This is a genomic window from Pseudomonas sp. Irchel s3b5, from assembly GCF_900187435.1.
Taxonomy (GTDB): Bacteria; Pseudomonadota; Gammaproteobacteria; order Pseudomonadales; family Pseudomonadaceae; genus Aquipseudomonas.
In genome coordinates this window covers 51,825-76,246 of sequence record NZ_FYDY01000004.1, presented here as the reverse complement: position 1 = coordinate 76,246, position 24,422 = coordinate 51,825, and the positions used below count along the sequence as shown (strand labels likewise).

Genomic DNA, 24,422 nt, shown 5'->3' with positions numbered 1-24,422 from the left:
CTTCCGTGGGAGTCGTTACTCCCCTGCCGATCATCTTTTTAGCCAAATTTGGTGTGTACGTTAGGAGAGAGACATGGAAATTAGTACAACCCTCCCAAGAAAATACTTTGTCGTCGTGACTCATAGCACAACGTCGCAGCGTGAACTCGAGACCATCCTGTCCAGTGAGCGCTTCAATTCGTTTGGCACGTCCCAGGCACAAATGTTTATTGAAGGTGTTGCTTCGCCCTCTTCCGCTCCAGTGCTGATGGGGTTCACTTACCCGAGCGTTTCAAGGAAAAATGTCGCGCGCAGTATCGAACACGATACACAAAGAATCCTCGCCACACTTGAGTCCGAATGGCTGGCGGCACAATCCGCGAATCCATTCCATAACGTACCGGCAATAACGGGTGAAATAAGCGACGCCCCCCGAAAAATCGCGAACGACGCTGTTTGCAGCGAAGCCTGGCAACTCGACAATGATCAAAGTGCATTGGTCAAAGAGGGTATCGAGATCAACCTGACCGGATTGGAGGCCACGCTGATCAAGAAAATGTTGCACCACGAGGAGCGTGTCGTCAGTCGAGACGATCTGATCCTCAGCATCGGCAGAGAGCCAGAGCAATATCGCGGACTGGAAATGTGCCTGAGTCGCCTGCAAGACAAATTCAAAAGCGCCAGTAATGGCGAACGTCTGTTTCGTGCCGTGCGCAACCGTGGCTATTGCCTGATCCAGGAAGTCTTGGCGTAAGCAAGTCCTCCCTGAACGAACAAACAGAAAAGTGCGATCACAATAATAAAAGAGCACTCTGTTTGACGCCCCTACTACTGCGACTCTCTTACTCCCTCCCTGTTACAGTACCAAATACCACACCCACTATTCACCCCTTCCTATTCGACCTTTTCTAACGCCCGCACTTTTACAAACTTGCGTGATTGGCACTTTGCCACCTTGTTAGAACTCGTCAGACAGCATCCCTGCCAATAACTTAGTCTATTGACTGACGACAGTTCGGCATATCGACGTTGTTACCTCAGGACACTCGCTCCAATAACAATAATAAGCCTACTTAACAACTCGGTTTTCAACTGTCGAAACCTGAATGGACGTCTTTTGGGGATATTGTATGGATCTTACTCTTAGTATCAATCGAAACACCGGCCTCAAGGGACTGACCTTTTGGGGGCAATGGGCGCTGGCGCAAGGCTTTGTAGTTTCATTGTTGTTCATACTTGCTGAACAGCACACGGGAGCGGTCGAGTTCTACTACCGCATGTGCGCAACACTCGCCGTACTGGCCTCGGTCCCGGCTTATACATTTAGCGGTGTATATCGAAAAAGAGACAATTATCTGACCGGGCTGGGGCGCCTGTTCATGGGCTGGACCATGACAATGGCAGCACTGGCCTGCATCGCATTTGTCTGCAAGGCTGATGAGCTGTTTTCGCGGCAAGTGATCCTTGGTTGGGCGGTGTACGGGTTCCTCGGTCAGGCGTTGTTGTATGCGCCACTGCATGCATTCTCGAAGTTCTACCAGCGCTCACGCAAAAGCGAGCATAAAACCCTGATCGTTGGCACCGGCGAACTGGCGCTGGGGTTGGCGCACAAGCTGAGCAACCTCGAGAACCTGCCGTTGGTGGGTCTGGTCAGCAACGGCGCCCTTCCCAATCTGGAACCAGGTGCACCGCGCATCGTCGGCGCCCAGGAGGATCTGCTGGAACTGATCAAAACCCATGACATCCGTCGTTTGTACATCACCCTGCCCCTGTCGGAAGCGGCAAAGATCGAAGCCATGTACGTCGATTTGTTGGGTGCCAACGTTGACGTGGTCTGGGTGCCGGACTTGAACAGCCTGACGTTGCTCAATCACTCGGTGAAAGTCGTGGACGGCCTGCCAGCGATCTACTTGAACGAAAGTCCGCTGACCAGTCGCCCCACTGCCGCGCTCAGTAAAAGCCTGGTGGAGAAAAGCGTGGCGCTGCTGGCTATCATCCTGTTGAGCCCGGTTCTGCTGGTCATTGCGCTGGCGGTAAAACTCAACTCGCCCGGCCCTGTGTTCTTCAAGCAGGACCGTCACGGCTGGAATGGCAAGGTGATTCAGGTCTGGAAGTTCCGCTCGATGCGCGTGCACGATGATCACGAGGTCAAGCAGGCCAGCCGTAACGACTCGCGCATCACGCCGGTCGGGCGCTTCATCCGTCGCACTTCGCTGGATGAGTTGCCGCAACTGTTCAACGTGCTGCAAGGGCACATGGCGCTGGTCGGCCCGCGTCCTCACGCCATCGCGCACAACAACTACTACTCCGGAAAAATTCTCGCTTACATGGCGCGTCACCGAATCAAACCGGGTATTACCGGCCTTGCGCAGGTCAACGGTTGCCGGGGCGAGACAGACACCATCGATAAGATGCAGAAGCGTGTCGAAATCGATCTGAAGTACATCAACAACTGGTCGTTGTGGCTGGACCTGAAGATCCTGGTGAAGACGCCGTTCACGTTGTTGTCGAAGGACATCTACTGATGGTTTAGGCCTGCACAAGGCAACACCGCAAGGGGACGTGAGTCCCCTTTTTTGTGGGTGTGATTTGGGGGTTGGGGTCTGCCGGGATTTCTGGATCGCCAAAAAACACTGTAGGAGCGCGGCTTGCCCGCGATGGCGTCGGGTCAGTCGATATCAATGCTGGATTTACCGACGCCATCGCTAGCAGGCTAGCTCCCACAGGGGATTGGGGGTTTTTCAGAATCTGCGGTTGGCCAAAGAACCAATGTGGGAGATTCTATGTTTGGGGGGAACCCCCAAACATAGAAATAGGCTTGTATTCACTTTGGTTTTTCATCAAGGCAAACAGTACCCGAGCCAGTTTTCTGGCAAGTATCACCAGCGCCTCGGTCCCTTTCAGACCTCGTGCCAAATAGCTTTGGTAGTAGGGTTTCCAGGTCGCAGAGCGGCTTGCGGCCATGGCACTGTTATGAAATAAACGCCGAAACTCCGAGTCACCTCGTTTGGATAAGCAACGTCGTTGATCTTTCTTACCTGATTGTCTGACTCGTGGGTCCATCCCCAGAAAAGCAACGTAGCCATCGCTGTCAGAAAACTCTCCACGCATGAAGGCGGTTACCGCAGCGGTGGCTGTCAGTACACCTACCCCCTCAACGGCTTGGCAGCGTTTTACCTGAGCGTCCATGCCCGCTTCACTGATGATGCTCCTCAAGAGCGACTGAATGTCTTTTTCAGTCTGCTCAATATTGGCCAGATAGTTCGCCAGCGCCTCCTTGAGCAAGGGTTCATCCTTCCAGCTTTGTTTGAGTGCAACTCGATGCTGAACGAGCTCGGCCCTGCGGCGCAGCACGCTTTTGAGCTGCGTGTAAGCCTTGGGCGGTGGGTTCCAGATTCGTAGCCGGTCGGATTCCTTGCTCAGGTAGCGTGCCAATAGCACTGCATCCAGAGCATCTGTTTTAGCTCGAATCCCTATTCCATCGCGATATCGGTTGAGCCGAGAACCATCAATGACGTAAACGTCATGGCCCATCTCATGGGCCATTTCCGTTGTATCAAGGTGATAGGTATTGGTCGCCTCAAGCGCGATGGCGCTGTTCGCAGGCAACTTCTTGAGCCACTGCTTGAGCGCAGAGCGCTCGTTTGTAACAACCTGGGTTTGCTGCTGATCGGCTCGATAGACAACGATCTCGTCCTTTGCGACATCCACACCAACGACCACCTGCGAATTCGAGATTGTCATGGCCCATCCTCCGAGCTACGGTTTAAAGGCTTGTGGGGTTCACCGTTGCGCTGGCTTGCTTCTATCGTCGGTCCGAGCCGATGCATTCCTTATCGGCGCATTAGGTGAAGGGGTGGGACGATGTCTCCCACGGTCTGTACTGGTCAGAGTCAGAAGCGAGGCTTTAGTCCCACCCACCCCTTCAAGTCTCAACATACAAGCGCGGCTTGCTCGCGATGGCGTCGGGTCAGTCGACATCAATGCTGATGTACTGGCGCCATCGCGAGCAGGCTCGCTCCTACAGGGGATTGGGGGATCGCCTGGATCTTCGGGTCCCCAAAAAATCACTGTAGGAGCGCGGCTTGCTCGCGATGGCGTCGGGTCAGTCGATATCAATGCTGGATTTAACCACGCCATCGCTAGCAGGCTAGCTCCCACAGGGGATTGGGGGTTTTTCAGAATCTGCGGTTGGCCAAAGAACCAATGTGGGAGCGCGGCTTGCTCGCGATGGCGTCGGGTCAGTCGAAATCAATGCTGATGTGCTGGCGCCATCGCGAGCAGGCTCGCTCCTACAGGGGATTGGGGGATTGCCTGGATCTTCGGTTTGCCAAAAAAACACTGTAGGAGCGCGGCTTGCCCGCGATGGCGTTGGGTCAGTCGATATCAATGCTGGATTTACCGACGCCATCGCTAGCAGGCTAGCTCCCACAGGGGATTGGGGTTTTTTCAGAATCTGCGGTTGGCCAAAGAACCAATGTAGGAGCGTGGCTTGCCCGCGATGGCGTTGGGTCAGTTGACATCAATGCTGGATGTGCTGGCGCCATCGCGAGCAGGCTCGCTCCTACAGGTTACTCGGTGATCTTGCCGAAGTTGCGGTAGAACATGTCGTCGTCGCGGCTGTCGGTCATGGAGTGCAGTTGGTAGCTGCGATTGAGCCGTGCGCCGCCGTCCCGGGTCAGTGGTGACCAGACGAGGTTGGCGCGGCGCATGGTCGACATGCTCATCAGTTCGTCGAACGGAATGGACAGGTAGATGCCTTTGTCGAAACTACCTTCGCCGTATTCCGCGCCGGTTGCGGTGGTGATGGTTGCCCAGGCACCAAACCGTACGCCGTTGGAAAACTCCCGCGAGATGTCCAGCGTGCCGCCCCAGTCGCCGGCCAGGTAACGCCCGACGCTGATGGCTGCCAGCGTATCGTGGGGCAAGTCGGTGTAGCCGGTGATGTGACCGGTCACCACCGAGTAATCACGCAAACCAAACCCTTGGTCGAACTCACGCTGACGGACGTAGTTCAGGTCCGCCCCCAACGACCAGCGCTCACCGGTCGGACGAAACAGCACCTCGCCCCCGACACCGGCAAACATCGACTCCAGATAGCCGCCGTACACCATGCCATACAGGTCTTTGTCCAACTGCTCGGCATGGCTGACCTGGAACAGCGGCATGGTGACATCGGAGGTGGTCATGTACTGGCGCAAGTCCGTGCGCACACGCGGCAAGCCGCTGGGTGCGTCATAGGTGAACTTGTCAAAGTTGTTGATCAGGTTGGCACTGAGCAAGCCACTCCACCAGGTGTTGCGGTTGAACCGGTACTCGGCGTCCGCGTCGGCGCTGAATTGATAGAGCAAGCCATCAGGGCCACCCACGTTCTGCTTGAAGCCCAACCCGACGCCATAAGCGAATGGCTGCATCGCTTCGGTGTAGAGGGTTTTCTCGTTGTGTGGCATCGCCGGATTGATCTCAGTCGTGCGGTGCAGCGTTTGCAGCGGCTCCTCGTTGTTGATCACTTCGCGGAAGGTTTGCCGAGGCACGCTGGTTTCTTCAAGCGGCAGGTCGTAGCGCTTGTTCACCACGGTGAACCAGTCGATCTCGTCGTTGACGCTGTTGTCCAGAATCCGACTCGCGCGGCCTACGGCTTTGGCGGAATGGAAGTAACGCTGCTGCTCGCCATACACGATCAACTCGGAATCGCGCTGGCTGATGCGCTCAATCTTGTACCCGGCATTTTGCTGCAGGCGCCGGGATACATCGGCCCAGTTGACCTGATCCATCTCGGTGCTCGGCGCCTTCGCAGGCAAGGGTTCGGCCGGTGGATCGAACGTCTTCGCCGGTGCCTTGCGGCTGACGAAATTGGTGTGAAAGGTGACGCCGAACATCGCCGTGTTGCCACGTTCCCACGCCGCGCTGACATCGATCGAGTCAGTCACTTTGAACACCGCGCCGAGGTTGATCGGCGAGTCCTGATTGATCTCGTTGTCCTTCGGTTCGTTCTTGTAATCATTGCCCTCGTATTCGAGTTTCAGACTGAGCCGATCCCAAGGCGTCTGATAGCTCACGCCGCCGAAAAAGGAAGGGCTGCCGCGAAAGTACGCCCCGGTGTTAACGTCACCGGTCCCTTCACTGTCCGGTCGGGTCTTGAAGCGCTCATCGATAGAGCCCAGCGGGTTTTCGAAGTCGCCGCGATTACCCAGGTAACCCCAGGCAATACCGGCACTGAAATCAAGGTTGTCGTAGCGCTTGTTGGCCACCACGAACTCACTCGAGAACAGGCCTGTACCGCCGATGTCCCGGAAGCCCACGGCCACTTCGGGCGCCCAATGGGTTTCTTCCCAGACGCGGGCCTTGAGGTCGACCGCCTTGTCCTTATAGCTCTGGCTGCCGCTCAGCGATTCGGGGCCGTAAGGCCGGTTGGTGATCGCGGTATAGCGAAACGAGCCTTCCAGCCATTCAAGTGGCTGAAGTGAAACGCTGTAACGGCTGTAGGGATCGGTGCGGTTGGCGTTCAGGCTCAACTCACCGGCCGGCGCCATCCGCGCCGTCGGCGTTTGCAACAGGCCAGCGCCACCGAAATCATTCTGGGTAATACGCGGTTCTGCATAGGCCAAACCACACGGAAACAACAATACGGCTGCAAAACGTAAATTCAACGAACCACCTCAGCCAGCTGCGTGGCAATAAATTCGGCCAACTGCTGATTCAGCTCAGGGATAGGCGGATCAAGGTCATCGTTTTTGACCGGGACCAGAATCTTGCTGCCGGCGGCCGGTATCTGCCCGCTCTCGCGATTCCAGTGCGCGATGCCGACTCGCCGGGAGACGCCATTGGGCTGGATCAACCACAGGTAATCCGCGTCAGCGTCCTCGAGCGGCGCACAGCCTTGCAGGTACTCGCGGGCCTCTTGCAGCGCTTGATAGGGCAACCGGCAAGGTTCGGCGACAGCGCCAAGCACCTCGACCTCATCGACCCGCAGCGGATAGATCAGACGGTCACCGTCGTCCAGGCGAATGTTGCGGGCGAACCCGACTTCCACGGCGACCGGGTCCAGAACGGCCACCTGGCGCCCGGTGACCGGCATGCGCCTGACGTCCTCGGCCAAACGCAACGCCAGGGCAGCCCGGCTCGGTCTGTCGAAGAGCATCGCCATGCGCTGCAACACGTCCAGATCAAACAGCACGCCGGCCTTGAGTCGGGTCTGTTCTTCAACCAGGGACTGCCGCAGCAAGACGCCCGCCAACCAGTAACTCTCGGCATTGGGTTGCGCCACGCTGATCACGTCGAGCAAGCGCCCGCCCGCTGGCAGGTCGACCGCGCCCGGGTGGGCAACGTCACCGCTGACGGTGACCGCTGCCTGGCTGATGCCGGTGATCAACAGCAGGCACGCCGATAGCGCCCTGACCCGCTTCAAGGGACATGCCTGCGGTCAGGGGTCAGTTGCACAATCTTGACCCGCAACTGCGAGGTCAATTGCTGCTCACTCTGCACAATGAAACCGTCAACGGGATCGACCCAATAACGATTGGTCGCACGCAGGCCGATGGCCGGGGCGTCAATCTGCTCATCGACACGTAGCACGGTGTATTCCTTGTTGAGGATTTCGAGGGTTTCCATGGATCTGCGGGAGAAGCGACTGTTCAACATCACGCCGACTTCCTGGCCTTGATACAGATCGATCCAGCGCTGGCTGGTGTAACCATCCGGCACTTGATGAAGGCCTTTTTTGAACGGCGAAGCGTCAGTAAGACGCGTCCCGTCCAGATCGCCCTCCAGGCCCAGACCGACGCTGCGCACCGCGAGACCATCGCGCATCAGCAGCACCTGCTTGCCGGACGCGACCCAGAACTGCAGGTCGTCGCGCTCGCGCACCAGCGCCAGCACACCCGAGCCGGACGGCGTGGTCAGTTTGAGTTGCGGATAGCGGACATCCGCCACCTGGGCCGCGGTCACGTCCAGTTCATCCGGCCCCACCACCGCCGACTTGAGGTTGGTCAACGAGGCGACCATCAGCGGGTTACAGCCACACAACATCAAGGCCGCTATCAAGCAGACGCCAACATTCAACGTTCTCACGATCGGACCCGGCCTTAATTGCTGTTGCTGCTGACTTCGCTCATGTTCTTCGCCGCGGACGCGCCCGTACCGACAATGGATGCCGACGGCACCAATTGGCTGATGAAGCGGTTCCAGCGAGTCACGTTGGCAGGACCGACATAAACGACGTCCTGGGGACGCACTTCAAAGTGCGTGGCGAGTGCCATGGCGGTCGGTGACTCGGCTTGCAGTTGATAGACCTTTGCCGGTTCCACATCGAGGTTTTCAACCCCTCTGATGACGTACACGGCGTTGCCGTTGGAGGTGGTCTGACTCAATCCACCCACCGAACCCAGCACATCGGACAGGTTCATGGTCGCGGTCTTGAAACTCAGTGCACGAGGCTGATTGACCTCGCCCATCACGTAGATGCGCTTCTTGTCGTTGTACGGCAGATACAGCTGATCGCCACCCTTGAGGTAGACATTCTGCAACTCGGAATCCTGCTGATTGAGCGTGTCGAGATTGAGCGTGTCGAGATTGAGCGTGTACACCCGCCCGTTTCGCGTCAGCATCAGGCCGGACAAGTCAGCACTCGCCGTATCGATACCGGCCGTACCGAGGGCCTCGACCACACTCAGCGGATTGGTGGAAATCGCTTGCGGACCGGCCTTCGAAACGGCGCCCGTCACCACGACTTTCTGACTGGAAAAACGCAACACGGCGACATCCACTTGCGGCTCGGCGATGAAAGCCGACAGTCGTTGTTCGATGTCTGCTCGCAGTTGCTGGATCGTTTTGCCGGCCGCCTGAACTTCTTTGATGAACGGGTAATAGAGCGTGCCATCGGCACGCACCAGACGGCCGTTGGCATCGATCTGCTGTTGCGCGCCGGAGGGGGCCGTCAGCTCCGGGTGGTCCCAGACCGTGATGTACAACACATCGTTATTGCCGATGCGGTACTCGGCCGGGGTCGTCAACAACTCGCTCGGCACGGACTCGCGCTTGTACGTGGCCCGGTTCATGGAGATGAGCTTGGGCGTGATCGGAATGAGCTCGACCCGACTGCTCTCGCTGGCGCCCTCGCGCGTGATATCACTGGTGCTCAGGTATTGGCCGGGGGAAAACATGCAACCTTGTAAAGCGATGCTTGCCAACATTAAAAGAGAAAAACTACGAGTCATAATGGCACTACGCTATTCAAGGGCGAATCTAAAAACAAAGTCACCCGACTTTCGTCGGGCGACCTTGTACTGCACCAACAGGTATTTCAGTTAGTTGTGCGTACCGGTTGTACCGGTGGTACCCGTCGTACCGGTGGTACCGCCGTTTGCACTTCCACCACTGTTGGACGCCGCTACAGCACTGGCGACCATTGCAGTACTGGCAGCAGTGGCTTGAGTCGCCGCCACATTCCCCAATACATTGGTCGCTGCAGTAAGCGGCGCTTCTACCGCGGACGCCCAGTTGCTCAACATCGTCAACAGGGCGATTGCCATCACTTTCTTCATATCAACTCCTTTCTAACATTCAACCTGATAGACATCAGGCATTACGTTAGAGGTGGTAGAGTTCAAGTCCGCGAAAAGTGCGAACAAGATCCGTTGTTCTTTCACAGTCTTACCCAACTGATAAAAGTCGAACGGCAGGTTTATATCTACGGGCTTGCAAAACGCATAGCCAGTGTATTTTCCCGACGATATCTAACAACCTGACTGGAAATAACATTAGGTCAAAACGACATCATCCGAGGTAACCCTTGGGATGACTGGATTGCCAGCGCCAGGTGTCGGTCATCATTTCCTGAAGGTTGCGTGTGGCTTTCCAGCCCAGCTCTTTCGCCGCTTTGGAGGGGTCGGCCCAGCTCTCGGCGACATCCCCTGAGCGACGCGGTTTCATCCGATAAGGCACCGGCTGACCGCACGCCTGCTCGAACGCTCGCAGCACTTGCATCACGCTGTAACCATCGCCCGTGCCCAGATTCCAGGTATGAACGCCGGAGCGCCCGGCGATGGACTGCAAAGCCTTGAGATGGCCGTCCGCCAGGTCCACGACGTGGATGTAGTCACGCACGCCAGTGCCGTCGACCGTGGGGTAATCGTTACCGAAGATCGACAACTCTTGCAGACTGCCGACCGCCACCTGGCTGATGTAGGGCACCAGGTTATTCGGGATGCCATTGGGGTCTTCGCCCATATGACCGCTGTCGTGGGCACCGATCGGGTTGAAGTAACGCAACAGCGCGATACTCCAGCGCGGCTCGGCCAGGCTCAGGTCGCGCAGCACGTTTTCCACGATCAACTTGGATTGGCCATAGGGATTGGTGGCATTGCCCGTGGGGAAGTCCTCGCGGATCGGCATCTGCTCCGGCGCGCCGTATACCGTGGCCGATGAACTGAATACCAGGCGGAACACCCCGGCAGCGGCCATCGCCTGACACAGCGTGATACTGCCGCTGACGTTGGTCTGGTAGTACTCAAGCGGTTTTTGCACGCTTTCGCCCACAGCCTTGAGCCCGGCAAAATGCAGGACGGCATCAATGGCGTGCTGCTGGAAAATCCGGTCCAGCAAAGCCCGGTCGCACACATCACCGCGAATCATCAGCGCACTTTTGCCGCAAATGGCTTCCACCGCGTGCAGTGCCGCGTCGCTGCTGTTGCAAAGATTATCCAGCACAACAACTTCATAGCCTGCTTCAAGCAGCGCGAGCGTGGTGTGCGAACCGATATATCCAGCTCCACCCGTTACCAGAATTTTCATAGTGCGGTCCATAGTTGGAGAAGTGCGTGTCAAGCCTCTCTTATTAAAGGTGTGCGCTGAACCACACAAACAAGAGCGACAACAACCCAGAACAAAATTAGTTCAACGACTGGCAATAAATATTTTTTCAGGCCAAACTGTATTCCTGGATACTTATTAGCACTCCGCCGCACTCACCACTATCAACAGATACCGACTAAAAATAACTAACAACTATCAACCCGACATCTCATAACATTGCCGCGCTATCCACACATCGCTATTTGCCACTAGCGGCACAATTCAGGTATTAAAGTAAGCCTTCAATAATCATTGAAACTTGCAATCACCCGTTATTGCGCGCACCCGCTGTGTTCCATGACTGTCCAGGATATTTTTATGATTCGTAAATGCTTGTTCCCCGCTGCTGGCTATGGCACCCGTTTCTTGCCGGCAACCAAAGCCATGCCCAAGGAAATGCTGCCGATCGTCAACAAGCCATTGATCGAGTACGCCGTTGAGGAAGCGCGGGATGCCGGCCTGCAACACATGGCGATCGTGACCGGCCGGGGCAAACGCGCGCTGGAAGACCACTTCGATATCAGCTACGAGCTCGAGCACCAGATTCGCGGCACCGAGAAAGAGAAGTTCCTGGCCGGTACCCGCGAGCTCATCGACACCTGCACGTTCTCCTACACCCGCCAGATCGAAATGAAAGGCTTGGGTCACGCGATCCTCAGCGGTCGCCCGTTGATCGGTGACGAAGCCTTCGCCGTGGTGCTGGCCGATGACCTGTGCCTGAACCTGGAAGGTGACGGCGTCCTTACGCAAATGATCCAGCTCTACAAAAAATTCCGCTGCTCGATCGTGGCCATCCAGGAAGTACCGCGCGACCAGACCCACAAGTACGGCGTGATTGCCGGCGAGCTGATCTCCGACGGCCTCTACCGGGTCAACAACATGGTGGAAAAACCGGCCCCGCAAGACGCCCCGTCGAACCTGGCGATCATCGGCCGCTACATTCTGACGCCCGATATCTTCGACCTGATCGCCGACACCCAACCGGGTAAAGGTGGCGAGATCCAGATCACCGACGCGCTGATGAAACAGGCGCAGAACGGTTGTGTGCTGGCCTACAAGTTCAAGGGTTTGCGCTTCGATTGCGGCGATGCCGAGGGTTACTTGCAGGCGACCAACTTCTGCTACGACAACGTGTACCTCAAGGGCCGCTGAGGCGGCTCCAGCACCCGACGCCCACTCTTCATTCAGGCAGGCCAACCATGAACATTGGAAAACTCTCGGCATTCATTGAAATGGAGGTGGGCAACCTCGGGGTGATGTCCTCCGTATCGCGACATCAGCGGTTGCCGAGCGCCAACGAATCCTGGCTCGGCCCCACGCTGCTGGTGGAGCGAATCGGCATGTTTCCGTCTTCCGGAGACATCCGCCGGCCGATGCTCGACCCCTATCCCCTCCTCGCTCACCTGAAAAAGCTCTACCGCGGGCAGGCGCTGGAGATGGATGACCGCGACGGACTGAAAGTGATTTTCAGCGATTGGCGATTCCGGGTGCGCATTTGCTGTAACGACCCGGCCATCATCATCAACGTGGAAACCCGCTGCGCTACGCAACTGATGCCGCTTAAAACCGCAGAGCTGCTCACCCATCTGGAGCACTTCGAATCGGCGACCCTGTAGGAGCCAGCTTGCTCCGGGCGGCGTTCCGACGAAAAACTCAATGACACCGCAATTCTTCAGGATTCGCGCGTTATCGTTGACGACCATCGCGAGCAAGCTCGCTCCTACAGGCGTCCTGTGCTGATAGCCCGGTGTTGTCACCGACGATCAGACGATAAAAGAAATCAGCGATCACCCGCCCACCCGTGGCCGGAACCGGATGAATCTTGTCCGGGCCGATCATGGTGGCGGTGTAGCGTTTGACGTCGGTGCCGAATGCACATTGCAGATTGGCGTAACCCAGATGCTGCTCGCGGGCCCAGGGCTCCAGCACTTGCGCATAGGCCGACATCGGGTAAGCGCTGGAACGCGTCGTGTCCTGACGCAGGATCAGATTGATGCTCGCCGTCGGTTGAATCTCGCGGACCATCCCCACCAACCCTTGAATGTTCTTCAGGTATTGCTCGGGTTTCACGCCGAAACCCTGATCGTTACCGCCCAGCATGATCAGGTAGACGTCTGCGGGAATCTTCGACACCACCGACTTCCACTGCGCCTGCCAGCCGCTATCGCTGCGGTAGAAGTCAGCGGACGTTGCGCCAGATGCTGCGAGTTTGGATACCCGCACGCCGCCCTGATCGTTGCTCATCCACAGGCCGAACAACGTTGGCGCGCCGTTTACCACCTCCAACCGGAACGCCCAGTCTGTCGCCGCCGATGTGCCTGGCAGTGGCACTTCCTGCACACCCTCGCCCGCCAGCGTCAATGGCTGCCAGTTTTGCGAAGGGTTCCAGCGGTAGCGCACCTCGTTGGGTTCGCCATTGCCGAGGTAGAGCAGTTTCGCTTGGGTGACAGCCGTGTTGATGGCCGGTGTCGGATTGGCATCGATCTGCAGCCAGGCGCCAGTCCGGCCGGTAAGGGTGCGACTGTCGGGGCTGGCCTGTCCAAGCGCGGAGACCTGCCAATCACCGCCGAAGTATTTTTCGCTGCTGCGGGTGTATTTGAAATGGGTGCCGCCCAGTGCCGCGCCGTGGTTGAAGCCGACATAACCGGGGCCTGCAAAACCCGCTTCCCCAGCCAGCCGCTGCACCAGTTTGTTCAGATAGAAATCCTGCCCGGCGCTGTAGCTGTCACCAATCACCGAGATGGACAGAACCTTCCCCGCCTTCCCTTCGCGCCACTGACCAAACCGTTCGCGAGCGTCACCAATCTCGACCACTGATGCTGCAACAGGCTGGACGTCATCAACTGCCAACATGCATCGCTTCCTTCCCTCGGACAAACATCAAGTCTGGGGCACCGGGGCGACGTTTACCGGCGTTTTTTTAGCCGCCGCACGCTCACCCAGAAACAGCACGGAGGTGAAGTTGAATCGACTGAAAACCATCGACAGAACCACCGGCCCCAACAAGCCACACGTCACGCCACCGAGCACCAGAAGGCTTTCGTCTTTCACGCCCAGGCGCCCCAGCACAAACCGCGAAGTCGCGGCGAACAACACGTGGAACAGGAAAATCCCATAGGAATACCCGCCGAGCCAGGTCAGCCACTTCGAGCGCATGTCACTCGACAGCAACGCCATGCAGGACACGCAACCCACCGTCAAACCGATCAGGCTGCGGCGATCGACGATCAACTCACGATCCACTGCTGCCACATACAGCAGCGTCAGCGATATCACCACGAACACCAGCGGGCCAACCACCTTGAGCGATTGCTTCAACGCGCCAACCTTTTCCTGGCCAATCATCCCCGCCACGAAAAACGGTAGCAGGTAAATCGCCCCGTTGATGCCAAACGCATCGACCTTGAACGGTGGCAGCAAAAACACCACCGCTGCAAACGCAAACAGCAGGTACAACCGGGTCGCCGTGCGCAACAGCCCACGCCATTCCAGCAGGCCGACGAACATGAAAATGATGAACACCGCCTGCAAGAACCAGAAGTGGTTGATCGGCACCCAGAACGACAGCAATGCGTCGATCACACCGACGTCCTTGTTCACGCCCGGGCCAACCGCCTGCAACACGGAGAACGGAATCCCGACGCAAAACAGTGGCACGATCAACCGCCGCACCTTGCCGGAGAAGAACGCCGAAAAGTCATTGCCGCGGATTTTGTAGATGGAATAGATGTAGCCCGAGATGAAGGTGAACAGCGGCATGCGCACATACACCATCGAGTCGGCGATCACCCGGAACGGCGAGCCCAGGTCTATTTTCAAGCCGCCGCCCAACGGGCCGATGACGTGATAAAGCACCAGCAACAGGCACGCCAGGCCACGCAGGGTTTCGATCTCCAGGGACTTTTTCTTGCTCGACATAAAGCACCTGCCTCAATTCAAAATTCTTGATTCAACCTGCACCGGCTTGTTCGCCCGCAACATCAAGCCCAGGCCCACGAACAACACCGGCACCACCATCGAGAAGTGCCGGGCGAAGGAGCCAAAGTCCGGCTCGAACAGGCCTTGAACCAGCAGAAACGCCAACGGAATCGCGATCAGTTCCTTGGGTTTGGTCTGGATCGTCGCGCCTTTGTAATCGGTCGAGGTGATGACTTTGAACAGCAGCAACGCGGTCATGATCATCAACGCCACGAAGATCACCTGCCCCGGCCCCGACAGCAAAATCAGCTCCACCGGGAACGACAACCGGAAGAAGATGATCATTGAGTCCAGCGCCTGGGAAACGAAGTCGCTGCCGCTGAGCCACGAGACGATCAACGACTTGGAACCTTCCTCACCCGCCGTGCGCAGTTCGTTGTTACTGGCGCGAATCGACGACACCGGAAACCCGAGCGCCACCTGGATCGCCGTGGCGACCGCCAGGTAGAACAGGAACAGCATCAGGAAAAAAGTCAGGCGCGAGACGTACTTCTTCATCACGCAGACGCCGACCCAGGACAGTGAAAACAGAATCCAGTAGGGCCTGATCAGCACGCCGTAGATCACCGCCGAGAAGAAAAAGCCGCCGCGATATTTGCGCGTCAAAGCGCTGAGCAAAATGCTCAACACCGCCACCGACACAATGATTTCCTTGGTCAGGTTTTCAAGGAAAAACGAGCGAACAACGCCCCACAGACACAGCGTGCCGAAAATCGTCAGCGGCATGCGCCGGAAGACCACCACCGGAATCGCCGTGAGGAAAAAATTGCAGAACATGCCGTAGGCCCAGGCATTGGTCAGATTGATCCCGGTGGGCCGCAGCAGAAACGCCGAACACTCGTAGGAAGAACGATCCGGCGAGAACGGGTTCCAGAAATTGCAGTTGTCGGCACGGGCGTAGGACGACCACAAGGTCATGGCATCCGGCCCCGGATCGCGGGGGATCAACAGCGGCATGGCCACCGACAGAAACAACCCGGTAAAGAGGATCAGGAACGAAATCGAGGAATCGAGTTTCTTGCCGCGAAACTCGATGCACGGCAGTTTCAACCCCATGCCAGCGCCCCTTTCGGCCGGGTTACACGGGTCAACACGGCAATCACGCCCAGCTGCACGATGATCGCAAAAACGTTGCCCCACGCGGCGCCGTAAATCGAATAGTGCTTGATCAGCAGGTAACTGACCGGCACCGAAACCAACAAGCAGATCGCCGCGCTGGCGAGTGATACACGACTGTTTTTCGAGGCAATCAAACCACCCCAAACGATGTCGCCCACCGCACGCAGGGCAAAGGAAAAAATCAGCACACCGAGAATCGCGTTGTCCGGGCGCGGAACGCTCGTGGCGACGTAATCGAGCACAACGTTGAAGAACAGATAAATCAGCACCGCCACCACAGCGGAAACCACCAGCGAACGCATGACCCATTTATTCACGAACAAGTGCCGGACCGTGAACGACTGTTGATCCGCCTGAAAACGCTTGGCGAGCACTGGAATACCCACCACCGCCACCACCGCGTAGGACAGCGCTTGCAAGGTATTGGCCGCCGACCAGGCGTACACGTACTTGCCGAGGCTGGCGTAGGGTTCGATGTCGATAATCAGAAAGCGCTCGGCATACTGACTCAGCGCGATCAACCCTGTGCCGAGATAGAACGGCAACCCGGCTTTCCACACGGTTGCCGTGGCCAGCGTCCCGCTCACTCGCCCCTTGTGCACGTTCACCACAATCAGGTAACCGGCCACGATCACCAGCACGTTGGCCGCAACCCACAACCACAGCACACTGGCGATCCCGGATACCCAGCCGAGCATCATCCCACCCACCGCCAACATCGCCCAAAGGCCGGTCTTGATGAAAAACAGCAGCGCACCCGCCGTGGCTTTCTGCGCGGAAAACACGAAGGAGTTGATCTCGAACGACAGGTGCTCGGTGAGCAGTACCAGCGTCACGCAGAGGATCAGCGCGGTCGGTGCTTCAACCTGTTGGAACAGTGAATAGATCAGCACCGTCGCCACCGACAACAGCAGCCCCACGGCCAGGTACAACAGCAGCACCTTGTCGACGACCCGTCGCGAACTGCCTCCGACACTGATCAGCCGATTGATTTCCGAACTGAAGCCGACGCTGTAAAACTTCGAGGCGATCAACGAAGCGGCCATCACCACGCCGTAAAAGCCCAGCGCGTCATACCCCAGGTAATGGGTGATGGCGAGCACCAGCAAAAACTTCGCGCCTAACGCCCCGCCCCGGAGCAACAACCGGAATATCATCGAACGATGCCTTTGATGATCTCGTCCATGGCCACCGTTTTGGCTTCAATCTCGCGGCAGGTGTCGGTCAGGCGCTTGCCGAAATCCGACAGTGCGTTCGGCGCGTAAACCGTGTTGATGATGGTGTCGACATCGATATCGCCGCCGTTGATCACCCAGTCTTCCACGCCCATGTCCTGATAGGCGCCAAAACCCTTGCGCTCATAGCTGATGTGGTACGCCGGAACGCCGGACAGCAGCGATTCGATGGCGCCGTGCAGGCGCACGGAAATCACCAGGTCCGGCTGATACTTGGCGATCGTCGCCTTCAACGGCAGCAAGTCTTCGGTAATGCCCAACTCCCGATAGAACGCACCGTCATCGTTGCCACGCACCGCACTCTGGACGGCGCAAACCACTTTGCTTTTGTTCTTCAAGCGCTGCAGCAGCAACTTCAGGTTGGCTACGTAAGCGACCTTCTTTTCCTTGCTCCACTCCGGTGGCTTGCGCAGCACCACGCACACCGTGGCGGGCGACGACGCGCACCGAGTGAACTTGGGTTGCATGAGGATTTTGCTGGCCAATGACTGGACCGCCAGATCCGGCGCGCGGTAGACATTTTCACAGGCATCGAAAATCGCCGAGGAGCGGTTGTCGCGCACAAACACGGCGTCGGCACTGGCGTAATGCTCGACGATCTTGCGGCTCTCGCCATGAAACGGGCCGATGCTTTGCGGCAGGTACACCGACGGGACTTTGCTGAGAATCGCGGTTTCCAGTTGCTTGGCGTGGCCCAGATTCAACTTGATGTGTTCGAAGGCGCTTTTGGAACGCATGTAGCCGCCACCGACGCCGACGATCAAATCGGTTTTCTTCAGCAGATCAGCCAGCCCCGCGTAGGACTGATTGAGAAACACCGCTTGCTTGACCCGACCCAAGCCCTTGGCTGCCATCACCGGTGCGTCAAAACGCGGGTACGGCAAGTAGTTGAAGGACTCCGGATCGGAAGCCACGACACTGATCGACGTATCTTCCCCAAAGTTGCGTTGCACCAGGGCAATGGCCAGATCCACGAGCAGGCCGTCACCGGAGTTGGACGCACTGTAGCCATGCAAAATCGTTACGTTCATAAGCTTGAGTTCTACTTAAAAAGTGGGGGCGCGATACAGGTCATAGGTCTGGCGGATCATTAACGCCGCGCTGAAGCGTTCGCGGACGATGCTGCGCCCTTCGCTGCCGAGGTCGAGCAACCGCGGCTTCTGGATTTTCTTCAGCACATCGGCCAGCGCCTGGTGGTCGCCGCTGGGGAAGACGTAGCCGGACACCTCGTTAGTGACCAACTCGGGCAGCGACGTACAGTCGCTGGCAATCACCGGCAAGCCCATGGCCATGCCTTCGAGCGGCACCATGGCAAAGCCTTCCCAGCGACTCGGGACGATCAGCGCATCGGCTTTCCGGTACAGCGCCTGGACTTCGCTCGGCGTCACCCACGGCAGGTATTCAACCCCTTCCATTGGCGGACACTCGACCGAATCCTCGTTCACCGCACTGCCCACCACCGTCAGCTTCAAGTCACTGCGCTGCACGCTGGCGAACGCCTTGAGCAACACGTCGAAGCCTTTCTGATAATCGAGACGGCCGACGAAGAGCAGATGAATGGGCTCGGGACTGGTGGTTTTCGGCGCGTCATCCTTGTGATGGATGCCGTTGTAGATCAGCGTCATGCGCTGGCGTTCGATGCCGAACTGCGCGGCTTTGTCGAGCTCGTACTGGCTGACGCAGATGATCACATCGGTGACCTTCTGCAATACCCGCTCGATCCACGCATAGGCTTTCTGCTTGGTTGGCGAGCTTTCCATCAGGAACGAAAAAGCATGCGGGCAGTAAACGATTTTCGGCTTGCGCCATGGTCGCAACAGCACGCAGACGCAACGCCCGATGACGCCGGAAAAGGTGCTGTGCAAATGCACGACATCGGGTTTTTCCTTGAGCATCACCTGGGTCAGTCGCCAGGCGAAGCGCAGCAACGACGGCACATTGCGGCCGGTCCGGGCGAAGGTGCGGATCTGATGCCCGGCAATCCCGTGCAGTTCTTTTTCCTGATCCTGCGGAACCAGATAGACCCGCTCATAGTTTGCCGCGTCGCCTTCGGGCGAAGCCGAAATCGTACGGATCACCGTCGCGACGCCACCTTTGATCGTCTCTGCCACGTGCAGTATTTTTTTCACAACTCACCCACTTCAAACAGGAAAGGACAATCGCTGACACTCAGGATTTGTCGGACGCGTATTCGTAGTTGTAATAGCCGTAGCCGCCATTGCCGTAGTAGCTGGCTGCACGCTTCTCGACGCCGTTGAACACGGCGCCCTTCAACTCGATGCCGTTTTGCGCGAACCGACGAATCGTCAGTTCGATCTCCTTGGCCGGGTTCACCCCGAAGCGCGTGACAATCAGGCTAATGCCTGCTTCACGACCGACAATCGCCGCATCCGTCACCGCCAGCAACGGTGGCGTGTCGATGATCACCACGTCATACCGCTCGCTGAGTTGCGCCAGCAGTTCACGAAAATTGGCGTGCATCAGCAGTTCTGAAGGATTGGGCGGAACCTGGCCGCGACTGATGAAATGCAGGTTGTCGACTTCGACTTGATTGATCGCCTGCTCGATGCTGCAGCGCTTGACCAACAGGTCCGACAAGCCATTGGTGATCGGCGTGTTCAACGTCTTGTGCAGGTGACCTTTGCGCATATCGGCATCGATCAGCACCACCCGCTGTCCGCTCTGCGCCATGACTGCCGCGAGGTTGGAAGAAACGAAGGTCTTGCCGACCTGCGGGCTCGGGCCGGAAATCATGATCCGGTTGTTAGTCGAATCCAGCCCGGCAAAATGCAGGCACGTGCGCAAACTGCGAATCGACTCGATGGACAAGTCCGTCGGGTTACGCAACGCCAGCAGATACGCCGGTTTCTCCGTCGCATCCTTGCGCACTTTTTTACTGTCTTCTTCCTGCTGCAGTGCGCTGTACGGGATCGATGCATACACCGGCAAACCGAGTTGCTCGATGGCCTCCGGCCCTTCCAGTCCACGACTCATGGATTTGCGCAACAACACCAGGGCAACACCGAAAAAGGCGCCGAGGAAGGTGGCAATCAGCACGATCAGGGGCTTGCGCGGTTTGACCGGGCTGGTGAGGTCGACATCGGCGGTGTCGATCAACCGCACGTTGCCCACCGCCCCTGCCCGGACGATGTCCAGCTCCTGGGATTTGTTCAGCAGTTGCGTGTAGATCTGCGATGCCACTTCCACGTCGCGGGTCAGGTTCAGCAGTTCCTGTTGCGTCGCAGGCAGGTCCTGGGCCTTGCTCTCCAGCGCTTTCTGTTGCTGGGTCAGTTCGCCGATCTGCATCATCAATGCGCGATAAGCCGGATGCTGTTTGGTGAACTTGCGATCCAGCTCCGCCTGCTGCATTTTCAGCTCGGAGATACGGGTGTCCAGGCTGACAACCTGTTCCAGCACCGATTGGGTTTCGAGGGAAATGTTGACCGTCTTGCCGCGGGTTTGATAACCATTGAGCGCATCGCTGGCCTTCGCCAGATCACGTTTGACCTGCGGCAGTTGGCCTTGCAAAAACTCCAGGCTCTGCGCCGCTTCGGCGGATGTGCGCTGCACGTTCTGCTGCACGTACAACGAAGCGATTTTATTGAGGATTTTCACCGCCTCGGCCGCATCGGTGCTGGCCAGGGCGAGACGGATGATGCCCGACTCCTTGCCTTGCTCGGTGATCTCCAGCGCATCCTGGTATTTCTGGATGGTCACAATCCGTGGATTACGCACCACTTCGAAACGGGTGCCGGGGTTCGCCTCCAGATGAGCGATCATCCCTTCCACGCCGCCTTGCGCAAAGGCACTGCCGGCAACGCCTTCCACCAGCAGATTATCGTTGTCATCAAAGAGCTGGAATCGATGCTGCTCGCCGGCGATCAGCGTGAGTTTCTTGCCCAACAATTCCTTCGGCAGATTGAGCCGGGCGAACTCCAGGCGCTCACCGCCCCAGGCGTAGCTGTTCAGGCCGAAACGCGGCGCCGCGACACTGAACTCGGTCTCGCCGCGATAACGTCGGGCGAGAAAGCCGCCTATGACCGGGAAGGTTTTGGGGGTGATGTCGATATCAAGGCGAAGATCATCGACCGTTTTGCCGATTATCGCGCGGGACTTGATGATGCCGATTTCGGTCACCGACGGCGATTGCCCGCCGAGCATGCTGTTGAGGTCGGAAAAACCGAGCATGTCGTTCTTTTTCGGCTCGACCTGCACCAGCGCATTCGCCATGTACACCGGCGTCGACAACACCGCGTAGGCAACGCCGGTCATCATGAACGCACCGGTGAGCGCGCCTATTAACCATTTCTGGTCAACCAAAGAGCCAAAAATGCCGAGAAGATCAATACTGTCTTGATCATTGTCCCGGGTGCCGATTACTGACGGTAACTGCATAAGTCTGTTCTTACCATTCACTGATCTGAAGGATATTCATCAATGTCCGAGGCGCTGTGCCCATGAGCAAACAGCATCTTCAATCAATGCGTGGGCATGAATAAACGCGGCCTTTCCTTGACGATACGGATCCTGTATTTCTCGCTCGCTCTGCCACTTGCCGAGCAGAAACACTTTGCCCCTCGCATGAGAGGCAATATTCAAGACTTGTTTTACATGCTCTTTTTCCATGACCAGAATCAGGTCTGATTCATTAACGATGTCGGGTGTGAGTTGCCGCGCCTTAAACCCCTGGGCGTCGTGCCCGTGATCTTCCAGTACCTGGAGGGCCGACGGTTCCATAGCCTCGCCAACCCGCGCCGCAAGGCCCGCCGAGGTGACAGTGATCGTTGAAGGGGCCAGCGCGTTACGCAGCAACGTTTCTGCTGTCGGACTTCGGCAGATATTGCCCACGCAGACGACAAGGATCTTTCTGAACAAGGTTACTTTCCTGTGTAATATCAATAGGCCAATATGCGAGTGGGCTTTAGTGAACCCACAAGACCTTACGGCACGCAGAAATAGATTCGCCCTGTTAATACAAGTGCATTAAGTACCACAGCCCCTAAAAGTCACCCAACCAGAATTACCGGACCAAAAATAACTGTGATTTTCCGATATTGGTTTTCTGACAAAAAATAACATTCGTGCACTTAGCACCCTCGCAACTATCGAAATGAAAATAACCAGTTAACGATTGGCTAATGTCATTAAATCGGGAGAGCACACATGAACTCAGCGCCTTTCAAAAGGTTCGCGACCGCCACCCTGTTGATGCTCGGTGCGGCCAGCCAGGTTCACGCCAGCGATTTGTTCCCGGCGCTGACTGCCGACAAGACCATCGGTGTCCAGGTGAAGATTCAGACCTTCTCCCCCGCTGATGCCGAACAGATCAAAACCGCTGGATTCGGCTTCGTGCGCTTTGGCGTGTGGACCAATAGCCTCGGCGGCACGGCCTATCAAAAGCAGATCCGCGACGCGTTCGCCGCCGCCAAGTCCGCCGGGCTGCCGGTACTGATGACCGTACGCTCGACCAAGGCGCTGACCACTACGCCTGACGACACCGGAGAACTCGCGGCTGCCGGCGAGTCGTTCGCCAACGCGGTGATGAGCCTGGAGAAATCCTACGGCCCGCAACTGGTCGCCATTGAGATATGGAACGAGCCGGACCTGGCGAAGTATTGGCCAACCGGACATTTCGACACGACGTTTGTGCCGTTCATGAATGCCATGTGCAAGTCGCTGCAGGACACAGCGCCATCGACGCCGTTGATCGGCTTTGGTTTCGCTCGCCCGCCAAGTGCCGGCAGCGCATCGACCGTGGCGCTGGACAGCATCATCCGCGAATACCCCAAGTGCCTCAGCGCAATCTCCTATCACCCTTATGGTATGTCCGGCGCGCAGATCAGCAAAGCCCAGGCGTTTATTCAACAGAACTTCCATCTACCGGGCGTCATCAGTGAATGGGGCGTTCCCTCGCTCAGATCCAACGGCGGGATTGAAGCGCAGGCCAGCAAAATCAGCACGTTCATTGCGGACGTCAAACAGCTCGACATCCCGCTGACCTCGATCTACGAGTGGAAAAACAGTCAAACGGGCAGCAATGACCGGGAGAGAAATTTCGGTTTGCTGACCGCTGATGGTCAACCGAAACCGGCGCGCATGGCGGCCTCGACCCGGTTGAATCCAGAGTAGGACCCTGATGGTCAGTTGCTTTGAACCTGTGCCGCGTTTTGGCATCGTATTTACCGATAGCACGCCCCGCCTTTCAAACAGCTGTACTCCGGTTGTTGCCGCAGGGACCGTCGATACACGTACCCGCCCTTGAGTGGCTGTCAGCGCTCGGGTAATGTCATCAGATCCATAGGACAGAGCACGCCCATGACTTCCAAGCTGGAACAACTCAAACAAATGACAACCGTGGTTGCCGACACCGGCGACTTCGAAGCGATCGCTCGCGTTAAACCCGTGGACGCCACGACTAACCCTTCCCTGCTGCTCAAGGCCGCAGCGATTCCCGCGTACGCCGAACTGCTGAACGCGAGCGTCAGCGACTGCAAGGGCGACATAGGCCTGGCCAGCGACCGTTTTGGCGTTGCCGTGGGCCAGGAGATCCTCAAATTGATCCCGGGTCGCATTTCCACCGAAGTGGATGCGCGCCTGTCATTCGACACCGACGCCATGCTCAAGCGTGCGCATCGTCTGATCGAGCTGTACGAAAATGCCGGCATCGGCCGTGACCGCGTGCTGATCAAGATTGCCTCCACCTGGGAAGGCATCCGCGCTGCCGAGATCCTTGAAAAAGAAGGCATCCAGACCAACCTGACCCTGCTGTTCTCCTTTGCCCAGGCAGCCGCCTGTGCCGACGCCGGGGTGTTCCTGATTTCGCCGTTCGTGGGCCGTATCTACGACTGGTACAAGAAAGCCAACGGCAACGACTACACCGGCGCGGACGATCCGGGCGTGCAGTCGGTGACGCGCATCTACAACTACTACAAGGCCAATGACTACAAGACCGTGGTCATGGGCGCGAGCTTCCGCAATCTGGGCCAGATCGAGCACCTGGCCGGCTGCGATCGCCTGACCATCAGCCCTGACCTGATCGACAAGCTGGCGGCGGACACCGGCAAGCTGGAGCGCAAACTCGCCCCAGGCCATGCTGGTGAGGCACGTCTGGGCCTCAACGAATCGCAATTCCGCTGGCTGTCCAACGAAGACGCGATGGCGACCGAGAAACTGGCCGAAGGCATTCGTCAGTTCGCTCGCGATCAGGAGAAACTTGAGGCGTTGTTGCAGGCCAAGCTGTGATCTGATTCAGCGTAATGC

21 protein-coding genes are annotated in these 24,422 nt (G+C 57.5%); 6 read left to right on the top strand and 15 right to left on the bottom strand.

The features are described 5' to 3' along the window. The first annotated feature begins 73 nt into the window (after window positions 1-73). Together CKW15_RS05900 and CKW15_RS05895 are read left to right on the top strand one after the other, a co-directional pair. Entirely contained in the window at window positions 74-733 is a 660-nt protein-coding gene (locus CKW15_RS05900) for a winged helix-turn-helix domain-containing protein (RefSeq protein ID WP_095060982.1), read from the top strand. Window positions 734-1,109: 376 nt separating this feature from the next. Continuing rightward, window positions 1,110-2,504: an undecaprenyl-phosphate glucose phosphotransferase gene (locus CKW15_RS05895; RefSeq protein ID WP_095060985.1), complete on the top strand. Its 1,395-nt coding sequence runs from the start codon at window positions 1,110-1,112 to the stop codon at window positions 2,502-2,504. Between the two features lie 256 nt (window positions 2,505-2,760). Here the strand turns inward: CKW15_RS05895 and CKW15_RS05890 are convergent, their stop codons facing one another. From CKW15_RS05890 to galE, 7 genes are all read right to left on the bottom strand, one after another. Beyond that, window positions 2,761-3,723: a transposase gene (locus CKW15_RS05890; RefSeq protein ID WP_095151816.1), complete on the bottom strand. Its 963-nt coding sequence runs from the start codon at window positions 3,721-3,723 to the stop codon at window positions 2,761-2,763. Between the two features lie 827 nt (window positions 3,724-4,550). Then, window positions 4,551-6,629 (bottom strand): YjbH domain-containing protein, encoded by a 2,079-nt coding sequence (locus CKW15_RS05880; protein WP_095151815.1) that lies wholly within the window; start codon window positions 6,627-6,629, stop codon window positions 4,551-4,553. After that, window positions 6,626-7,387, bottom strand: coding sequence for a capsule biosynthesis GfcC family protein (locus tag CKW15_RS05875; RefSeq protein WP_095061225.1), 762 nt, complete (start codon window positions 7,385-7,387; stop codon window positions 6,626-6,628). Before CKW15_RS05875 ends, CKW15_RS05880 begins: the two co-directional genes overlap by 4 nt. Beyond that, on the bottom strand, window positions 7,384-8,049 hold the full coding sequence (locus CKW15_RS05870) for a YjbF family lipoprotein (RefSeq protein WP_095151814.1): 666 nt from the start codon (window positions 8,047-8,049) through the stop codon (window positions 7,384-7,386). Before CKW15_RS05870 ends, CKW15_RS05875 begins: the two co-directional genes overlap by 4 nt. Window positions 8,050-8,063: 14 nt before the next feature. Beyond that, on the bottom strand, window positions 8,064-9,140 hold the full coding sequence (locus tag CKW15_RS05865; protein ID WP_095151932.1) for a polysaccharide biosynthesis/export family protein: 1,077 nt from the start codon (window positions 9,138-9,140) through the stop codon (window positions 8,064-8,066). 144 nt (window positions 9,141-9,284) lie between these two features. Continuing rightward, entirely contained in the window at window positions 9,285-9,521 is a 237-nt protein-coding gene (locus tag CKW15_RS05860; protein WP_095061221.1) for a hypothetical protein, read from the bottom strand. Window positions 9,522-9,753: 232 nt separating this feature from the next. After that, window positions 9,754-10,770 carry a UDP-glucose 4-epimerase GalE gene (galE, locus tag CKW15_RS05855; protein WP_095151813.1) on the bottom strand — a complete coding sequence of 339 codons (1,017 nt, stop codon included), beginning with the start codon at window positions 10,768-10,770 and terminating at the stop codon, window positions 9,754-9,756. Between the two features lie 378 nt (window positions 10,771-11,148). Here galE and galU point away from each other — a divergent pair, with 378 nt between their 5' ends. Both galU and CKW15_RS05845 read left to right on the top strand, forming a co-directional pair. Further along, a complete protein-coding gene (gene galU / locus CKW15_RS05850) occupies window positions 11,149-11,982 on the top strand; it encodes a UTP--glucose-1-phosphate uridylyltransferase GalU (protein WP_095061217.1) in 834 nt (277 codons plus the stop codon). A gap of 47 nt (window positions 11,983-12,029) precedes the next feature. Next, window positions 12,030-12,446, top strand: coding sequence for a mannose-1-phosphate guanylyltransferase (locus tag CKW15_RS05845; protein WP_095061214.1), 417 nt, complete (start codon window positions 12,030-12,032; stop codon window positions 12,444-12,446). A gap of 70 nt (window positions 12,447-12,516) precedes the next feature. Here CKW15_RS05845 and CKW15_RS05840 read toward each other — a convergent pair whose 3' ends face one another. Genes CKW15_RS05840 through CKW15_RS05805 form a run of 8 tightly spaced genes read right to left on the bottom strand, consistent with a single transcriptional unit; the run spans window position 12,517 to window position 22,037 of the window. Next, window positions 12,517-13,683 carry an SGNH/GDSL hydrolase family protein gene (locus CKW15_RS05840; protein WP_095151812.1) on the bottom strand — a complete coding sequence of 389 codons (1,167 nt, stop codon included), beginning with the start codon at window positions 13,681-13,683 and terminating at the stop codon, window positions 12,517-12,519. A 27-nt stretch (window positions 13,684-13,710) separates the two neighbouring features. After that, window positions 13,711-14,748, bottom strand: a complete 1,038-nt coding sequence (locus tag CKW15_RS05835) for an acyltransferase family protein (protein ID WP_095151811.1) — start codon at window positions 14,746-14,748, stop codon at window positions 13,711-13,713. Window positions 14,749-14,760: 12 nt separating this feature from the next. Next, complete coding sequence (locus CKW15_RS05830) at window positions 14,761-15,864, bottom strand: hypothetical protein (protein WP_095061207.1); 1,104 nt, start codon at window positions 15,862-15,864, stop codon at window positions 14,761-14,763. Then, a complete protein-coding gene (locus tag CKW15_RS05825; protein WP_095151810.1) occupies window positions 15,855-17,084 on the bottom strand; it encodes a polysaccharide biosynthesis C-terminal domain-containing protein in 1,230 nt (409 codons plus the stop codon). The genes CKW15_RS05830 and CKW15_RS05825 overlap by 10 nt, the downstream gene beginning before the upstream one ends. Further along, on the bottom strand, window positions 17,081-18,193 hold the full coding sequence (locus CKW15_RS05820) for a polysaccharide pyruvyl transferase family protein (protein ID WP_095151809.1): 1,113 nt from the start codon (window positions 18,191-18,193) through the stop codon (window positions 17,081-17,083). Before CKW15_RS05820 ends, CKW15_RS05825 begins: the two co-directional genes overlap by 4 nt. 15 nt (window positions 18,194-18,208) lie before the next feature. Continuing rightward, on the bottom strand, window positions 18,209-19,291 hold the full coding sequence (locus CKW15_RS05815; RefSeq protein ID WP_095151808.1) for a glycosyltransferase: 1,083 nt from the start codon (window positions 19,289-19,291) through the stop codon (window positions 18,209-18,211). A 40-nt stretch (window positions 19,292-19,331) separates the two neighbouring features. Beyond that, complete coding sequence (locus CKW15_RS05810; RefSeq protein WP_095151807.1) at window positions 19,332-21,557, bottom strand: polysaccharide biosynthesis tyrosine autokinase; 2,226 nt, start codon at window positions 21,555-21,557, stop codon at window positions 19,332-19,334. A gap of 39 nt (window positions 21,558-21,596) precedes the next feature. After that, window positions 21,597-22,037: a low molecular weight protein-tyrosine-phosphatase gene (locus CKW15_RS05805; protein WP_095061197.1), complete on the bottom strand. Its 441-nt coding sequence runs from the start codon at window positions 22,035-22,037 to the stop codon at window positions 21,597-21,599. Between the two features lie 288 nt (window positions 22,038-22,325). Between CKW15_RS05805 and CKW15_RS05800 the strand changes: the two genes are divergently transcribed. After that, window positions 22,326-23,291: a glycosyl hydrolase family 5 gene (locus tag CKW15_RS05800; RefSeq protein WP_095151806.1), complete on the top strand. Its 966-nt coding sequence runs from the start codon at window positions 22,326-22,328 to the stop codon at window positions 23,289-23,291. Between the two features lie 186 nt (window positions 23,292-23,477). Continuing rightward, window positions 23,478-24,404, top strand: a complete 927-nt coding sequence (tal, locus tag CKW15_RS05795; RefSeq protein WP_095151805.1) for a transaldolase — start codon at window positions 23,478-23,480, stop codon at window positions 24,402-24,404. The last annotated feature ends 18 nt before the right edge of the window (window positions 24,405-24,422 follow it).